15 protein-coding genes and 1 tRNA gene are annotated in these 14,873 nt (G+C 59.6%); 6 read left to right on the top strand and 10 right to left on the bottom strand.

Annotated features, from left to right (window positions below; all coding sequences use genetic code 11):
* Positions 1–50: 50 nt before the first annotated feature.
* From ACMXYI_RS25170 to ACMXYI_RS25155, 4 genes are all read right to left on the bottom strand, one after another.
* Positions 51–332 carry a peptidylprolyl isomerase gene (locus ACMXYI_RS25170; protein WP_046048458.1) on the bottom strand — a complete coding sequence of 94 codons (282 nt, stop codon included), beginning with the start codon at positions 330–332 and terminating at the stop codon, positions 51–53.
* Positions 333–438: 106 nt separating this feature from the next.
* A complete protein-coding gene (locus tag ACMXYI_RS25165) occupies positions 439–1,320 on the bottom strand; it encodes a lipase family alpha/beta hydrolase (RefSeq protein ID WP_415769551.1) in 882 nt (293 codons plus the stop codon).
* A 288-nt stretch (positions 1,321–1,608) separates the two neighbouring features.
* Entirely contained in the window at positions 1,609–2,697 is a 1,089-nt protein-coding gene (locus tag ACMXYI_RS25160; RefSeq protein WP_415769550.1) for a 3-deoxy-7-phosphoheptulonate synthase, read from the bottom strand.
* 336 nt (positions 2,698–3,033) lie between these two features.
* Positions 3,034–3,162, bottom strand: a complete 129-nt coding sequence (locus ACMXYI_RS25155) for a hypothetical protein (protein ID WP_024164522.1) — start codon at positions 3,160–3,162, stop codon at positions 3,034–3,036.
* Positions 3,163–3,322: 160 nt separating this feature from the next.
* Here ACMXYI_RS25155 and ACMXYI_RS25150 point away from each other — a divergent pair, with 160 nt between their 5' ends.
* The 6 genes from ACMXYI_RS25150 to ACMXYI_RS25125 all read left to right on the top strand — a co-directional run bounded on the left by ACMXYI_RS25150 (position 3,323) and on the right by ACMXYI_RS25125 (position 7,850).
* Positions 3,323–4,081 (top strand): carbon-nitrogen hydrolase family protein, encoded by a 759-nt coding sequence (locus ACMXYI_RS25150; protein WP_415769549.1) that lies wholly within the window; start codon positions 3,323–3,325, stop codon positions 4,079–4,081.
* A complete protein-coding gene (locus ACMXYI_RS25145) occupies positions 4,081–4,524 on the top strand; it encodes a GNAT family N-acetyltransferase (protein WP_415769548.1) in 444 nt (147 codons plus the stop codon). Before ACMXYI_RS25150 ends, ACMXYI_RS25145 begins: the two co-directional genes overlap by 1 nt.
* A 126-nt stretch (positions 4,525–4,650) precedes the next feature.
* The gene (gene gacA, locus ACMXYI_RS25140) at positions 4,651–5,292 is read left to right on the top strand and encodes a response regulator transcription factor GacA (protein WP_008015884.1); all 642 of its coding nucleotides are present in this window, start codon (positions 4,651–4,653) and stop codon (positions 5,290–5,292) included.
* A gap of 2 nt (positions 5,293–5,294) precedes the next feature.
* On the top strand, positions 5,295–7,118 hold the full coding sequence (gene uvrC / locus ACMXYI_RS25135; protein WP_056741535.1) for an excinuclease ABC subunit UvrC: 1,824 nt from the start codon (positions 5,295–5,297) through the stop codon (positions 7,116–7,118).
* 32 nt (positions 7,119–7,150) lie between these two features.
* Positions 7,151–7,711, top strand: coding sequence for a CDP-diacylglycerol--glycerol-3-phosphate 3-phosphatidyltransferase (gene pgsA / locus ACMXYI_RS25130; RefSeq protein ID WP_008150904.1), 561 nt, complete (start codon positions 7,151–7,153; stop codon positions 7,709–7,711).
* A 63-nt stretch (positions 7,712–7,774) separates the two neighbouring features.
* Positions 7,775–7,850: transfer RNA gene (locus ACMXYI_RS25125), tRNA-Gly, on the top strand.
* Between the two features lie 126 nt (positions 7,851–7,976).
* On the opposite strand, the gene ACMXYI_RS25120 is transcribed toward ACMXYI_RS25125, so the two are convergent.
* The 6 genes from ACMXYI_RS25120 to purU are packed head-to-tail and all read right to left on the bottom strand — an operon-like array spanning position 7,977 to position 14,778.
* Positions 7,977–8,573: a sarcosine oxidase subunit gamma gene (locus ACMXYI_RS25120; RefSeq protein WP_415769547.1), complete on the bottom strand. Its 597-nt coding sequence runs from the start codon at positions 8,571–8,573 to the stop codon at positions 7,977–7,979.
* Between the two features lie 3 nt (positions 8,574–8,576).
* Positions 8,577–11,474, bottom strand: a complete 2,898-nt coding sequence (locus tag ACMXYI_RS25115; protein ID WP_415769546.1) for a 2Fe-2S iron-sulfur cluster-binding protein — start codon at positions 11,472–11,474, stop codon at positions 8,577–8,579.
* On the bottom strand, positions 11,471–11,773 hold the full coding sequence (locus tag ACMXYI_RS25110; RefSeq protein WP_415769545.1) for a sarcosine oxidase subunit delta: 303 nt from the start codon (positions 11,771–11,773) through the stop codon (positions 11,471–11,473). The genes ACMXYI_RS25115 and ACMXYI_RS25110 overlap by 4 nt, the downstream gene beginning before the upstream one ends.
* Positions 11,774–11,786: 13 nt before the next feature.
* A complete protein-coding gene (locus ACMXYI_RS25105) occupies positions 11,787–13,028 on the bottom strand; it encodes an FAD-dependent oxidoreductase (protein WP_415769544.1) in 1,242 nt (413 codons plus the stop codon).
* A complete protein-coding gene (gene folD, locus ACMXYI_RS25100; protein WP_415769543.1) occupies positions 13,010–13,915 on the bottom strand; it encodes a bifunctional methylenetetrahydrofolate dehydrogenase/methenyltetrahydrofolate cyclohydrolase FolD in 906 nt (301 codons plus the stop codon). The genes ACMXYI_RS25105 and folD overlap by 19 nt, the downstream gene beginning before the upstream one ends.
* Entirely contained in the window at positions 13,912–14,778 is an 867-nt protein-coding gene (gene purU, locus ACMXYI_RS25095) for a formyltetrahydrofolate deformylase (protein ID WP_414883645.1), read from the bottom strand. The genes folD and purU overlap by 4 nt, the downstream gene beginning before the upstream one ends.
* Positions 14,779–14,873: the final 95 nt, after the last annotated feature.

Raw genomic sequence — 14,873 nt, 5'->3', positions numbered from 1 at the left:
ACAACGGCCCACCAAAAGGCGGGCCGCTGTGCAGAAAACTTAAAGGTTGATCAGTCCTGACGGCTGGTCACTTCCAGCAGGTGGTAACCGAACTGGGTCTTGACCGGGCCTTGCACCACGTTGATCGGTGCGCTGAAGACCACGGCGTCGAATTCCTTGACCATCTGGCCTGGACCGAACGAACCCAGATCACCGCCCTGGCGGCTGGAAGGGCAAGTGGAGTTGGCTTTGGCGACTTCGGCGAAATCAGCGCCGCCTTCGATTTGGGCTTTCAGTTCGTTGCACTTGGCTTCGCTGGCAACGAGGATGTGACGGGCAGTGGCTTTGGCCATGGAAAAATACTCCTTTCAATGTTCAGTAAAGTGCGGAGCCTACCGGATTCAGTGGTCTATTTCTCCTCAAAGTTCCCTCCACTCCGCACAGATCGCGGGCATTCCTTTATAAGCCGGCATTTCTCAGGCGCTCGGCATGCTGCACATACAGGGCAATCGGGTCGATGCCCTTACGCAACGGACCGGCGGTCTGGCTGAGGCTGTCCAGATGATCCAACGGGTAGTCGGACCGGATGACTTTTCCCAAATGGGAGCTGTAGCGGCCAACCAGGCCGTCGTTCTGCTCGGGTTCGGTGGTGAAGTATCGGGAAAAGGCGCGGAGGAACCCGTGCAGCGGACTCAGTGCATCAAGCCCTTTGTCGAGGGTGTCGCCCTGCAAGGTGCCGCTCCATGAGTAATAACGTACGCCGTCGACCAGTTCGCGACCCTTGCCACCCCAGGTTTTCGGCAACCCCTGGGGGTACTTGTCGTTGAACGCGCCTACGCCTTCGGTGGTCAGGGCATTCAGAGCGGCGATGGCGTTCTGCGGCAGGTGACGGTGGCCGCTGAGCAACGACAGAAAGTCTGCAAACAACGTTGCAACCGTCGCGGCGACGTGTTCCGGCAGACGCCCGGGTGTCAGCGCCTTGCGCAAGAAGTCGGCCAGTTCCGAGCCGTGATTCGGTCCGCTGACGGAAGTCACCGATGCGATTGCCTCCGGCGCTGTCGCTGCCGCATAACGTGCAGCGAGTGCGCCTTGGCTGTGGCCGATCAGGTTGACTTTGTTTGCACCGGTTCCTTCCAGTACCCGTTCGATCTGCGCCAGAAGTTGGTCGCCGCGGACTTCATTGCTATGGGTAGCCGACACATGCGGGATAAACACTCTTGCGCCTGCACTCCTGAGGGCCTGCTTGACGTCATGAAAGAGTTCGACCTTGCCGATGCGATCAAAGCCGAAGAGCCCGTGGACCAACAGGATCGGATACTGAGTAGTTGCATTCCGTAGCATGTTCTTTCCTTATTCGCAGTCGTTCAGAGGTGTGTTGATGGGCTCACTCTAAAGCACACCAGCTGTTCGGCGTTGTATGAAGATGCCGCTGTAACCTGATGAAAACGGAATAGAAAATGTACGAAAATTCGAAAGTACATGAGGTCTTGGTCGGAATATTTGGACATCTTTTTATCTGTAACAGAGCGTTTTACTGCGATGGCCTACTCCGGGAACACCCTTTGCCTGTTAATCGTGTCTCGATTCCGACGTCCAGTCCTCGATGGGAGGACTGGACGAGGGTGTGGCTCACGCCGATTGTTGATCGTTGTTCTGCGCTCTGAGCCGGTCGGCGGCCTGACGCAACAATAATTCCGTCCCGCTCCAGCCAAGGCAGCCGTCCGTCACCGATACGCCGTAGCGCAGCGATGGGCTCAGCGGTTGGCAGCCTTCGAACAGATGACTCTCAATCATCATGCCGATCAGTGATCGATCACCTTGCAGGCGCTGTTCAAGCACATCGTTAAACACCGCTGGCTGACGCAACGGGTCTTTGCCGCTGTTGGCATGGCTGCAGTCGACCATGATCCGGGCCGGGATCTTCAGTTTGGTCAAGTCGCTGTTCACCTGGGCGACGCTGTCGCGGTCGTAGTTCGGCCCGCGGTGTCCGCCACGCAGCACCAGGTGGGTGTCGGGATTGCCCGGCGTTTGAATGATTGCCGGATGCCCCTGGCTGTCGACACCGAAATGGCGATGCGGATGGGCGGCCGAGCGCATGGCGTCGCTGGCAATGCCGACACCACCATCGGTGCCGTTCTTGAAGCCGACCGGCATGCTCAGGCCGCTGGCCATTTCACGGTGGATCTGCGATTCGGTGGTGCGAGCGCCAATAGCAACCCAGCTCAGCAGATCGTCGAAGTAGCCGGCAGCCATCGGCTGCAGCAGTTCGGTGGCAATCGGCAGTCCCAGGCGGAGCATTTCGCGCATCAACTCGCGGGACAGCGCCAAGCCGCCGGCCATGTCGTCGCTGCCATCAAGCTGCGGGTCGTAGGCCAGGCCTTTCCAGCCAATGGTGGTGCGGGGTTTTTCGACGTAGGCGCGCATCACCAGCAGCATTTCATCATTGACCTCGGCAGCGAGGCGGGCGAGGTTGCCGGCGTATTCGAGGGCGGACTGAGGATCATGAATCGAGCAGGGGCCGACAATGACCAGCAGACGGGAGTCTTCACCGTTGAGGATCGCGCGAACCGCTTGGCGGTGGGCGGCGACTTGCTGGCTCAGGACGTTGCTGAGTGGCAATTGTTGTTTGAGTTGCAATGAGCTGGGCAGACGCAGGGTCAGCGCTTCATTGGCAGGGCTCAAGGTGGACAGCGGCAGAGCAGAGACGGACGAGTTCATATTCGGGCTTCCTGGGCTGGCGGCGGGTTCGTTCCCGCGCACTCGGCCCTACTGGGGTGTTCGACAATTGGCCGGATTGGCTGCGTGTGTGTGCTTGCCACCTGTGGGTGACCGATCGGAGGCGGCAGGCTGTCCCGAGCGGAGGCTGCTAAATCGCCAGGCGGTAAAACTGTCGTAACGGTAATAAGTGGCGTAGTTCATTGTTGAATCCTCTGGTTGTCTGGTGTGTCGCTAAAAATGTGCGGGGCTGAAAAAACAAAACCCCCGGTCGGGAAGCCGACCGGGGGTTGAGAATTCTCTGGTGGCGACCCGTTTAAAGTGGGCGCCGTGTGGGTATCAGGCGCGCCAGTGGCTAAACCAATACCCAAAATAAAAGCTGACCGGAGCACAAACGTCATTCACCCGGGCAGCCGCCACCGAGCGCAGGGCGCTGACGGTACGAAGCTGTGAGAGGGCGTTGAACATGATTTGTCTCCAATGAGTGCGCCGAGCTTACTAGAGGCCGGTACACGGATTCAATCAGAAAATGCTATCGATCACCGACGGCATTTTCTATCGCTTGAGTGCGTCGCCGGTTGTGACACACTTTGTGTTCCGCTTACATACAACGTCACAAGGACGAAGCATGACGCCCCTGATCATCGCCGCTGCTCAATCGATCTCCATCGCCGGTGACCTTGCCGCAAACATTGTGTGGCATCAGCGCTTCATGCAACTTGCCGCGGAGCAGGGCGTGCAATTGCTGGTGTTCCCGGAGTTATCGCTGACCGGCTACGAGCGTGGACTTGCGGCTGAGTTGGCCATTGCGCCAGATGCCGAGGCTCTGCAACCGCTACGGGATTTCGCGCGGGAAGTCGGTGTGACCACTGTCGTCGGGATGCCGATTCGCCTGTCGCAGGATTCTCCAGTATTGATTGGGGCGCTGGTGTTGGGCGCTGATGGATCGCTCGGGATCTACAGCAAGCAACATCTGCATCCAGGCGAGGAAGTGGCATTTGCACCGGGCACCGGCGGTTCGCCCCTGACCATCGGTGCCGATAAGGTCGCGTTGGCGGTGTGCGCGGATTTCTCTCACGCCAGTCATGCAGCCGCGGCGGCGCAGCAAGGTGCCGATCTCTATGCGGCGGGCGTACTGATCACCGAAAACGGCTACGCCCCGGATACCGCGTTGTTGCAAGGCTACGCCCGCACTCATTCGATGACGGTGCTGATGGCCAACCATGGTGGTGCAACGGGTGGCTGGGAGTCGGCGGGACGCAGTGCGATCTGGGCCTCGGACGGCTCGCTGATTGCGGCCGCACCGGGTACAGGCAACCTGATGGTCGTGGCTCGCCGCGATGCTGATGGCTGGAACGGGCAAATAGTGGCTGTCGCGGAGGCTTGATGGCATTTGAATTACGTCCGGCGACGTTCCGGGACCTCGACTTCGCTCGTGAACTGACCCGCAAAAACATGCTGCGCTATTACATTCAGCACGATCTGCTGTGGCAGGACGAAGGGTTCGATGTAGGCTGGGCAGGGCGCGAGAACTGGTTGATTGTGCGCGGCGAGACGTTGGTGGGCTTCGTCAGTCTGAGTCGTGATGCCAAGGCCCTGTACATTCGCGAGTTGCACGTCATCGAAGCGTTTCGAGGGCAGGGCGCCGGTTCCTGGGCCATTGATCAGGTATTTGACATGGCGTGCAAGGAACGGCGTCCGGCATTGCGTTTGACGGTTTTTGAAAACAATCCCGCGCAAGCGTTGTATGAGAGAAAGGGCCTGAAGGTGGTCGGCACGGACGAGTGTTTCCTGAGAATGCAGCGTGATATCGATGCCTCGCCCGGCTGAAACACGCTTACGACAAGCCTTTCAAGATGTATTGAAACTTTTTATATGACGCTTGCCGCTAGGTCTGCCAGTTGCTTTTTGCTAAGGTGTCGGCAACCCAATAAGACCATATCGCGAGGTGTCTGCTTGATTAGGGTGCTAGTAGTCGATGATCATGATCTCGTTCGTACAGGCATTACACGAATGCTGGCTGACATCGATGGCCTGCAAGTAGTCGGCCAGGCCGAGTCAGGCGAAGAATCCCTGCTCAAGGCGCGTGAGTTGAAACCCGATGTGGTACTGATGGACGTCAAGATGCCCGGCATCGGCGGTCTTGAAGCCACGCGCAAATTATTGCGCAGTCATCCGGATATCAAAGTCGTCGCGGTCACTGTGTGCGAAGAAGATCCATTTCCGACTCGGTTGTTGCAGGCAGGGGCCGCGGGCTATCTGACCAAGGGCGCCGGATTGCCGGAAATGGTCCAGGCTATCCGCCTGGTGTTTGCCGGGCAGCGCTACATCAGCCCGCAAATTGCACAGCAACTGGCGATCAAATCCTTCCAGCCGACCAATGACTCGCCTTTCGATGCCTTGTCGGAGCGTGAAATCCAGATCGCGTTGATGATTGTCGGCTGTCAGAAGGTCCAGATCATTTCCGACAAACTGTGTCTGTCGCCAAAAACCGTGAACACTTACCGTTACCGCATTTTCGAAAAGCTTTCGATCAGCAGCGACGTCGAGTTGACGCTGTTGGCGGTTCGTCACGGCATGGTCGATGCCAGTCTCTGAAAATGACTGAAGTCTTCGATCCAAGCGCCTTTCTGTCGACGGTCAGTGGGCGTCCCGGTGTGTATCGCATGTTCGACAGCGAGGCACGCCTGCTCTACGTCGGCAAGGCCAAGAACCTCAAGAATCGTCTGTCGAGTTACTTCCGCAAATCCGGTCTTGCACCCAAGACCGCGGCGCTGGTCGCGCGTATCGCTCAAGTCGAAACGACGATTACGGCCAATGAAACCGAAGCCTTGTTGCTTGAGCAGACGCTGATCAAGGAGTGGCGTCCGCCCTACAACATCCTGCTGCGCGACGATAAATCCTACCCCTACGTCTTTCTCTCGGATGGCCAGTTCCCTCGCTTGAGCATCCATCGCGGTGCAAAAAAGGCCAAGGGCAAATATTTCGGCCCTTATCCCAGCGCGGGTGCGATTCGTGAAAGCCTGAGCCTGCTGCAGAAGACGTTTTTCGTTCGTCAGTGCGAAGACAGCTATTACAAGAACCGCACGCGCCCTTGCCTGCAATACCAGATCAAACGCTGCAAGGCGCCCTGTGTCGGGCTGGTGGAGCCTGAGGTATACGCTGAAGACGTACGGCACTCGGTGATGTTCCTCGAGGGGCGCAGCAATGCGCTGACGGACGAGTTGTCCGCAGGAATGGAAGAGGCGGCGATCAACCTCGAGTTCGAACGTGCGGCCGAGCTGCGCGATCAGATTTCATTACTGCGCCGGGTTCAGGACCAGCAGAGTATGGAAGGCGGGACCGGCGATGTCGACGTGATCGCCGCGTTTGTCAATCCGGGTGGTGCCTGCGTTCATTTGATCAGTGTGCGTGGCGGGCGGGTGCTGGGGAGCAAGAACTTCTTTCCGCAGGTGGGTATTGAAGAGGACGTTTCCGAAGTCATGGCGGCGTTTCTCGGCCAGTACTTCATCAGCAGTCCCGAGCGCGACTTGCCGAGCGAACTGATCGTCAACGTGGTTCATGAAGACTTCCCGACCCTGATCGCGGCCATCGATGAGCTGCGCGGTCGCGAATTGACCATCAGTCATAGGGTTCGTGGCACGCGAGCACGCTGGCAACAGTTGGCGGTCACCAATGCCGAACAGGCACTGGGAGCGCGACTGGCCAACCGTCAACACGTTGCTGCACGTTTCGATGCCCTGGCAGAAGTGTTGAACCTGGATGAGCCACCACAGCGCCTGGAGTGTTACGACATCAGTCACTCCAGCGGCGAAGCGACCGTGGCATCCTGCGTGGTGTTCGGTCCCGAAGGTCCGATCAAGTCCGACTACCGTCGTTACAACATTGAAGGCGTCACCCCGGGCGATGACTACGCCGCGATGCACCAGGCCCTGACCCGACGCTTCAGCAAGCTGAAGGACGGGGAGGGCAAGCTACCGGACATTTTGCTGGTGGACGGTGGCAAGGGGCAGTTGTCCATGGCCCGCGACGTGCTCAATGAACTGGCCGTGCCTGATCTGATTCTGCTGGGCGTAGCCAAGGGTGCCACGCGCAAGGCCGGTTTCGAAACCCTGTACCTGAACGATGCTGCCCACGAATTCACCTTGCGCGGCGATTCCCCCGCGCTGCATTTGATCCAGCAGATACGCGACGAAGCTCACCGTTTCGCGATTACCGGGCACCGCGCACGTCGTGGGAAAACTCGCCGCACGTCTACACTGGAGGGCGTTGCCGGTGTCGGACCGACCCGTCGCCGCGATTTGTTGAAACATTTTGGTGGATTGCAGGAGCTGTCTCGTGCCAGCATCGAAGAGATCGCCAAAGCACCCGGGATCAGTAAAAAGCTCGCAGAGTTGATTTATGCCAATCTGCACAGCGAGTAGAATGCCCCCTCACCTCGTAGCCAGTTGTGCCGATGAATATCCCTAATCTGATTACCGTACTACGCGTCCTGCTCATTCCGATCTTCATTTTACTGTTCTACCTGCCGTATCAATGGAGCTACCTGGCGTCCGCCTCGGTGTTCGCATTTGCCGCCGCCACAGACTGGCTGGATGGGTATCTGGCCCGCCGACTGGAACAAAGCACACCGTTCGGGGCTTTCCTCGATCCTGTTGCTGACAAGTTGATGGTCGCTGTTGCGCTGGTATTGCTGGTGCAAGAACATGGCAACCTGTGGCTCACACTGCCGGCCGCCGTGATCATTGGTCGCGAGATTGTCGTCTCGGCACTTCGCGAATGGATGGCCGAACTCGGCGCCCGCGCTCACGTCGCGGTGTCGAACCTGGGCAAATGGAAAACCGCCGCGCAAATGCTGGCGCTGGTGATCCTGCTGGCCAATCCGTCGGATTTCACGTTCTGGGTGCTGCTGGGTTACGCCTTGCTGCTGATATCCGCGGGCCTGACGTTGTGGTCCATGGTCCAGTATTTGCGGGCTGCCTGGCCGCATCTGAAGACCGACGTGGAAAAGAAATAAAACTTTTTTGAATCAAGGGGTTGACGGGGCATCTGGATTCTATAGAATGCGCCTCACCAAGACGCGGGAATAGCTCAGTTGGTAGAGCACGACCTTGCCAAGGTCGGGGTCGCGAGTTCGAGTCTCGTTTCCCGCTCCAAGTTTCACAAAAAACGCCACTCAATGAGTGGCGTTTTTTTGTGCGTGACATTTACTGTCGGCATCTGCCCATGCATGCTTGGAACGGTATTTCGTCTCAGCATGCATGACCAGTAGGGTGGCAGAGTCAGCGCGTTGTCACAGCCGTAGCCAGATCTGAATACTCCTGCATTGCATCCTCCAACGTCTCCCGAAAATACTCCCGCGACGCCCGGTCACAAAGGATGTGCAAGCTCGTCTGTTGCACGGTGCCTGAATTGATGACGATCACGTTGATGCGTGCCGCCGACGTCTGGGCCACCGCTCCCGGGCCGAACGCCTGCGGGCTCAGATCAACCCCGCAGAGCTTGGCCAATACTTCGCTCAGATGATCCCCCGTCAGCTGAAAACAGGCATGGCTGTCCTGACGAGGCAGCAGATAGTTGGCTTGATGATCAAGTTGCCAGCGGGCCTCTTCATCCGCCATTCGTTGGCCCTGATCCTCGGGACTGCCCAGTAGCAGGTATTCGGTCTGCGACAGCCGCGCTACCTGAGTGCCATCGGCTTGAATCACCGCACGGTTGGGCGTATCCGGCAGGACGAAGCCGCGGTTGCGCAGGTACTCGGCACTGTGGGAGCCGCGGAAACCGACTCGCGGCAGGTCGGTCAGGTCCGCCAGGCGGCACCCCGGCAACGGTGCCAGGGCTTGCCGGGCGATGCTGTGTTGTTCTCTCAGACTGGTCATGACTCAAAGCTCCTGGCGTTGGTTGTCGGGATCGAAGAAGGGCAACTGCACCACCTCGGCCTGGAGCACGATGCCGCCTTCGACGCGGATCGGAATCCGTTGCCCAGGCGTGCTCTGGTCGATGCCGGCGTAGGCCAGGCCGATGATCTTGCCCAGGGAGGCGGAATACTCGCAGGAGGTGACGTTGCCGCTGATGTCCGGGCCGTTTAGCACCAGATGGCCTTCCAACGGTTGCAGGCTGCCTTTGGGCAGGCTGAAACCTACCAGTTTGCGTTTCAGTGGCTGGGCTTCGAGGATGTCTACCGAGCGGCGGCCGACGAAGAACGGCTTGGTGCGACTGATCGCCCAGCCCATGTCGATTTCCGCCGGGTGAGTCATGCCGTCGGTGTCCTGGCTGATGATCACGTGGCCTTTTTCCAGGCGCAGCAGGCGCTGCGTTTCGACGCCAAAGGGGCGGATGTCATAGGCCTTGCCGGCTTCTATCAGCGCATCCCAAAGCTTGAGACCGTGGCGTGCAGGAACGTGGATTTCATACCCCAGTTCGCCTACGAATCCGACTCGCAACAAGCGCGCTTTGATCCCCGCGACCGTGCCCTGACGCACGCCCAGATAAGGAAACCCTTCGGCGCTCAGGTCGAGGTCGGTGCAGACCTGTTCCAACACCTTGCGCGAGTCCTGCCCGGCAAGGTTCACCGCACAAATGGCCACGGTGACGTTGGCGACGTCCACGTCCAGGCGCCATTGCGCGTTCCACTTAAGCATTTGCTGATAGATCCGGTCGACACCGCTGGTGGTGGCAGTGACATAGAAATGGTTTTCGGCAAACCGCGCACAGACGCCGTCGTCGATTACCACGCCGTGCTCATTGGTCATCAGCGCATAACGGGAGCGGCCGATCGGCTGCTTGAGGAACGCAAAGGTGTACATCCGATTGAGCAGTTCGGCCGCGTCCGGACCGCGCACATCCAGGCCACCGAGTGTCGAGACATCGATGATGCCGACCTTGTTGCGCACGTGCAGGGCTTCGGCCTGCATGCACGCCTCGCGATCCTTCGCGTTGCCGTAGTAGGCCGGGCGTTGCCAGATGCCCGCAGGCATCATCTTCGCGCCAGCTTGCAGGTGACGAGCGTGCATCGGCGTTTGCCGGTACGGGTCGAACGCGCGACCGGCGACATGCGCCAGCTTTTCCGCAACAAACGGCGGTCGCGCCGTGGTCACGCCGGTTTCACTGATGTTGCGTTGAGTGGCCCAGGCCACCAACCGCGCGGTCGGCAACGCCGAGTGACGACCCTGAGACGGTCCCATGCCGACGGTGGAGTAGCGCTTGACCAGTTGCACGTCGCGATAGCCGATCCGGGTGGCGTTGACGATGTCGGCCACTTGCAGATCCTCGTCGAAGTCGACGAAGTCCTTGCCTTTGGGGTGCGGGAAGATTGGCCAATTAAAGTTGACCCGCGCCTCGCCGCTCAATGGCTCGCGTTGCGTGCCCACTGTCAGGCCCAGCGCGAGGGCGGCTTCGGCACCGGCATTCACGCCATCGGCAATCACGTTATCGAGCTGGTGACGACCGTTGACCGAGCCGGCGACATTCAGATTCTTTGGCAGGCCGCTGAGCGTGAACTCGGCACGCTGATCGTCGTAGGCCAGCTTGCCGCCAGCCTGGCAAAGCAGTTGATAGACCGGCATGTAGCCGGCGGACATGCACAGTAAATCGCACTCCAGGCGTTGTCCGCTCTCGGCGACCTGGCCTTGTGCGGTGATTTTGCGCACGTCGACGCCGTTGATATGACGCATGCCTTTCTCATGCAGGGCTTCATAGACGGTGCTGTTGCCCTGGCGGTAGATCTTGCGTTGCGCCAGTGCGCGCAGCAGGGATTCGTCCGAAGGACCATGACGCAGGTCCACCACAGCGACGACCTCCACGCCCTGGTCGTGCAGATCCAGCGCGGCGAAGTAACCGTCGTCGTTGCCCGTCAGCACCACGGCGCGTTTACCCGGTTTGACCGCGTACAGCTTCATCAGCCGTTGCGCCGCGCTGGTCAGCATCACACCCGGCAGGTCGTTGTTGCGAAAGATCACCGGCTGATCGAAGGAGCCGCTGCACACCAGGCACTGCCGGGCGCGGACCTTGTACATGCGTTTACCCTGAATCACCGGCAGGTAGTTGTCGGTGAACCAGGCGTTGCAAGTGGCTTCGGTCAGGATCTGGATATTGGCGTGTTGCTCTACCGCCGCGAGCAATTTTCGGCGCAGGGTTTCAGCCCTGTCGCCTTCGATATCGAAGCGGGCATAGGTTAGCGAACCACCCAGAACGGGTTGTTGCTCGATGAGCAACACCTTGGCCCCTGCGTTGGCTGCCATTAGCGCCGCATGGAGCCCGGCGGGACCCGCGCCGATTACCGCGACGTCGGTAAACAAGTAGGCCTTGTCGTAGTACTCCGGCTGGAATTTCAGGTCGAGCACGCCGAGGCCGGCCTTCTTGCGAATGATCGGCTCCCAGACTTTCCACATGCCTTTGGGCTTGTAGAAAGAACGGTAGTAGAAGCCCACCGGCATGAATTTGGAGAACTTGCCCAGGTAGGCGTCGCGGTCATTGTCCAGTGAGCCGTTGACGTTCTGCGCCGTCACCTGCAACCCGGCGGACAAGGTGTGGGCATCGGCCAGCACGTTGGGTTCTTCGGGCAATTGCACCAGGCTGTTGGCGTCCTGGCCGGCCATCGTCAGAGGGCCACGCGGGCGATGGTATTTAAACGAGCGGGAGATCAGGAAACGCCCGTTGGCCAGCAAGGCGCTGGCGATGCTGTCGCCCTGCAAGCCTTGGTAGCGCTGGCCGTCGAAGCTGAAATCGAGCGGCTGATCACGGTCGATCAGCAAGCCCATGGGGGCGGGTAGGCGATTCATCCTGCGATCTCCTTGGCGGCGGCGTTGAATTCGACACGGGTGCTGAAGAGTTCTTTGGGATCGAAGGTCCGCAGGATTTCGTCGGTGACGGTGTGCCGCTCCGCGAGAAACCAGTAGCTGGAGGGGGTGTGCATCCACCACTCGCGCACCACGCCGGCGAGGTTGTCGGTGTTGAACACGTAATCGGCCCATTCGGCATCGCTGCAACTGACGGGATCAGGCATCGGCTTGAATTCGCCGCCATAGGTGAACTCGCTCATATTGCGCGGCCCGTTGAGCGGGCAATTCATGATTTTCATAGTCCGCTCTCCGTCAGTGACTGGCCGCCGTGGCGCCCATTTCGTTGACTTGCTGGAAGGTCGAGAAACGTTCGAGGCCGAAAGGTTTGATCAGATCCGGCACCTTGCCGCCGCTGGCGACCAACTCGGCCATGGTCTTGCCGCAGATCGGCGTGGCCTTGAAACCCCAGGTGCCCCAGCCGGCGTCGAGGTAGTAATTCTTCACCGGCGACAGGCCCATGATCGGGCTGTAATCCGGGGTCATGTCGGTGATGCCGGCCCATTGGCGCATCAGCTTGGCGTTGGCCAGGAACGGGAACATCTCGATCGCATGGGCGAGCAGGCTTTCCTTGAGGTCCAGCGTCGAGCGGGTGTTGAACAGCGGATAGGGATCGGAGCCACCGCCGAAAACCACTTCACCGCGGCTGGTCTGTTGAACGTAGCAGTGCAGGGCGGAGGAACTCACCAGCGGATCGAGAAACGGTTTGAACGGCTGGGTGACCATCGCTTGCAGCGGGAAGGTCTGGATCGGCGAACGGATCCCGGCCTTGGCCATCAGCAAAGAACTGTGCCCGGCAATCGCCTGCACCGCACAACCGCATTTGATGGTGCCTCGGTTGGTCTTGACTGCGGTGATGGCGCCGTTCTCGATGATCAGGTCCTGGACTTCGGTGAGCTGATGGATTTCCACGCCGCGCTTGGCGGCTTGTTTGGCGTAACCCCAGGCCACCGCGTCGTGGCGCGCGGTGGCGCCGTCGATATGCCAGAGCCCGGCGATCACCGGCAAGTGGCCAGGATCGAGGTTGAGACTGGGCACCAGCTCGCGGATCTGCTGCCGGTCGATCATCTCGGTACGGCCGCCAAAGTGTTTGTTGACCTCGGCGCGCTGCCGGAACGAACGCACCGTGGCATCGGTGTGAGCCAGGGTCAGTTGGCCGCGCTCGGAGTACATGATGTTGAAGTCGAACTCGTTGGACAGCGACTGGAACATGCGCACCGACTCGGCATAAAAGCGCACACCTTCGCTGGTCAGGTAGTTGGAGCGAATCACCGCGGTGTTGCGCGCGGTATTGCCGCCGCCCAGGTAAGACTTTTCCAGCACCGCGATGTTGGTGATGCCGTGGTACTTGGCCAGGTAGTAAGCGGTGGCCAGACCGTGGCCGCCGGCACCGATGATCACCACGTCATAGCTCGACTTGAGTTCCTTCGGTGGTGGCAAATCCACTTCCACCGGGTACTCCGAACTCAGCCCGTACTTCAATAGATTGAATGGCATAGGGCCTCCGATTGGTTGTGTAGAGCCTGGTGTTGCGCAAGGGCTGCGGTGACAGTGTTTTTCATCAGAAAGGCGATGGTCATCGGCCCGACACCACCAGGGACCGGGGTGATCGCTGCGACATGGGGCAAGGCGCTGTCGAAGTCGACATCGCCTACCAGACGGCTGCGGCCATCGTCTTCGATGCGGTTGATGCCGACGTCAATCACCACGGCGCCTGGCTTGAGCCAACTGGCGTCGATCAGCCTTGGTCGACCCACGGCGGCGATGACGATGTCTGCCTGCCGGCACAGAGTCTGCGGATCCGGGCTGCGCGAATGCAGGACGGTCACCGAGCAGTCGGCCTGCAGCAACAACGCTGCCATGGGTTTGCCGACGATGTTCGAGCGGCCGATCACCACCGCGTGCTTGCCGCGCAGATCGCCGCAGGTTTGTTCCAGCAAATACAAACAACCACTGGGGGTGCAGGGTGCGAGTACCGTGCGCCCCTGACTGAGACCACCGACGTTCTGACTGTGGAACCCGTCTACATCCTTGTCCGGAGCGATAGCCTCCAGTGCGCGTAATTCATCGATATGCGAAGGCAGCGGCAGTTGCAGAAGAATGCCGTGGATCGAGCGATCGGCATTCAATCGGGCGATCAGAATGAGTAACTGTTCAGTGCTGGTGTCCGTGGACAGCCGATGTTCCAGCGAGCGGATACCCACCTCTTCGGCGCGCAGGATCTTGTTTCGCACGTAGACCTGGCTGGCCGGGTCGCTGCCCACCAGAATCACCACCAGTGCCGGTTGAATGTCTTGCTCGCGCAGGCGCTCCACGTCCTTGCGGACCTGTACCAGCACGCGGGCAGCGGTGGCTTTGCCGTCGATCAGCTTGTGCATGTTCACCGGAAGATCACCGTTCTGTCCTGGTTGAGGAAAACCCGGTGCTCCAGGTGGTACTTGACCGCCTTGGACAGGGCCACGGTTTCGGTGTCGCGGCCGGTGGCGACCAGGTCGTCGGGCAGGTAGACATGATCGACACGCTGCACTTCCTGCTCAATGATCGGTCCCTCGTCGAGGTCGCTGGTGACGTAATGGGCCGTGGCGCCGATCAGTTTCACGCCACGCTGGTAGGCCTGGTGATAAGGCTTGGCGCCTTTGAAGCCGGGCAAGAACGAATGGTGAATGTTGATCGCCCGCCCCGAGAGTTGCTTGCACAGGTCATCGGAGAGGATCTGCATGTAGCGCGCCAACACCACCAGTTCAGTGTTGGTGTCGTCAACGATCTTCATCAGCTCGGCTTCCTGTCGAGCCTTGGTGTCCTTCGTCACCGGCAAGTAGATGAAGCGAATGCCCTCGCGTTCGGCCATGGGCCGCAAGTCGAGGTGATTGGAGACGATGGCGGTGATGGTCATGTCCATCTCGCCCTTGTGGTAGCGGTAGAGCAGGTCGGTCAGGCAGTGGTCGAACTTGCTGACCATCAGCAGCACGCGCATCGGCTCGCGGGTGTCATGCAATTCCCAGGTCATCTCGAACGCCTTGGCGACGTCGGCGAAACCGTCCTTGATCTGTTGAATGTCGCCCTGATGGCCGTCGTTGAAACGGAACACTGCACGCATGAAAAAACGGCCGCTGAAGTCGTCGTCGAATTGCGCCATCTCCCCGATGTAGCAACTGTTGTCCGCCAGGTAGGTGGTGACGGCAGCGACAATGCCGGACACCGCGGGACAGGTGATCTTGATGATGAAATGGTTTTTTTCGTGTTGCATGACACGTCCTCGGGATGATGGCGGCAGCTCATCGCATAGCGAAAAAAGTGTCAGCGGACAGCAGGCTCATTCCATGAGCGCGTTTTCTTGTGAGG

This window comes from Pseudomonas lyxosi (assembly GCF_047758685.1).
GTDB lineage: Bacteria > Pseudomonadota > Gammaproteobacteria > Pseudomonadales > Pseudomonadaceae > Aquipseudomonas > Aquipseudomonas lyxosi.
The sequence above is the reverse complement of the archived record's forward strand: the minus strand, read 5'-3'. Positions and strand labels throughout refer to the sequence as shown.

Coding starts and splice junctions, on each gene's coding strand:
- ACMXYI_RS25170 (WP_046048458.1), bottom strand. CDS start 332: ATGGCCAAAGCCACTGCCCGTCACATCCTCGTTGCCAGCGAAGCCAAG.
- ACMXYI_RS25165 (WP_415769551.1), bottom strand. CDS start 1,320: ATGCTACGGAATGCAACTACTCAGTATCCGATCCTGTTGGTCCACGGG.
- ACMXYI_RS25160 (WP_415769550.1), bottom strand. CDS start 2,697: ATGAACTCGTCCGTCTCTGCTCTGCCGCTGTCCACCTTGAGCCCTGCC.
- ACMXYI_RS25155 (WP_024164522.1), bottom strand. CDS start 3,162: ATGTTCAACGCCCTCTCACAGCTTCGTACCGTCAGCGCCCTGCGCTCG.
- ACMXYI_RS25150 (WP_415769549.1), top strand. CDS start 3,323: ATGACGCCCCTGATCATCGCCGCTGCTCAATCGATCTCCATCGCCGGT.
- ACMXYI_RS25145 (WP_415769548.1), top strand. CDS start 4,081: ATGGCATTTGAATTACGTCCGGCGACGTTCCGGGACCTCGACTTCGCT.
- uvrC (WP_056741535.1), top strand. CDS start 5,295: ATGACTGAAGTCTTCGATCCAAGCGCCTTTCTGTCGACGGTCAGTGGG.
- pgsA (WP_008150904.1), top strand. CDS start 7,151: ATGAATATCCCTAATCTGATTACCGTACTACGCGTCCTGCTCATTCCG.
- ACMXYI_RS25120 (WP_415769547.1), bottom strand. CDS start 8,573: ATGACCAGTCTGAGAGAACAACACAGCATCGCCCGGCAAGCCCTGGCA.
- ACMXYI_RS25115 (WP_415769546.1), bottom strand. CDS start 11,474: ATGAATCGCCTACCCGCCCCCATGGGCTTGCTGATCGACCGTGATCAG.
- ACMXYI_RS25110 (WP_415769545.1), bottom strand. CDS start 11,773: ATGAAAATCATGAATTGCCCGCTCAACGGGCCGCGCAATATGAGCGAG.
- ACMXYI_RS25105 (WP_415769544.1), bottom strand. CDS start 13,028: ATGCCATTCAATCTATTGAAGTACGGGCTGAGTTCGGAGTACCCGGTG.
- purU (WP_414883645.1), bottom strand. CDS start 14,778: ATGCAACACGAAAAAAACCATTTCATCATCAAGATCACCTGTCCCGCG.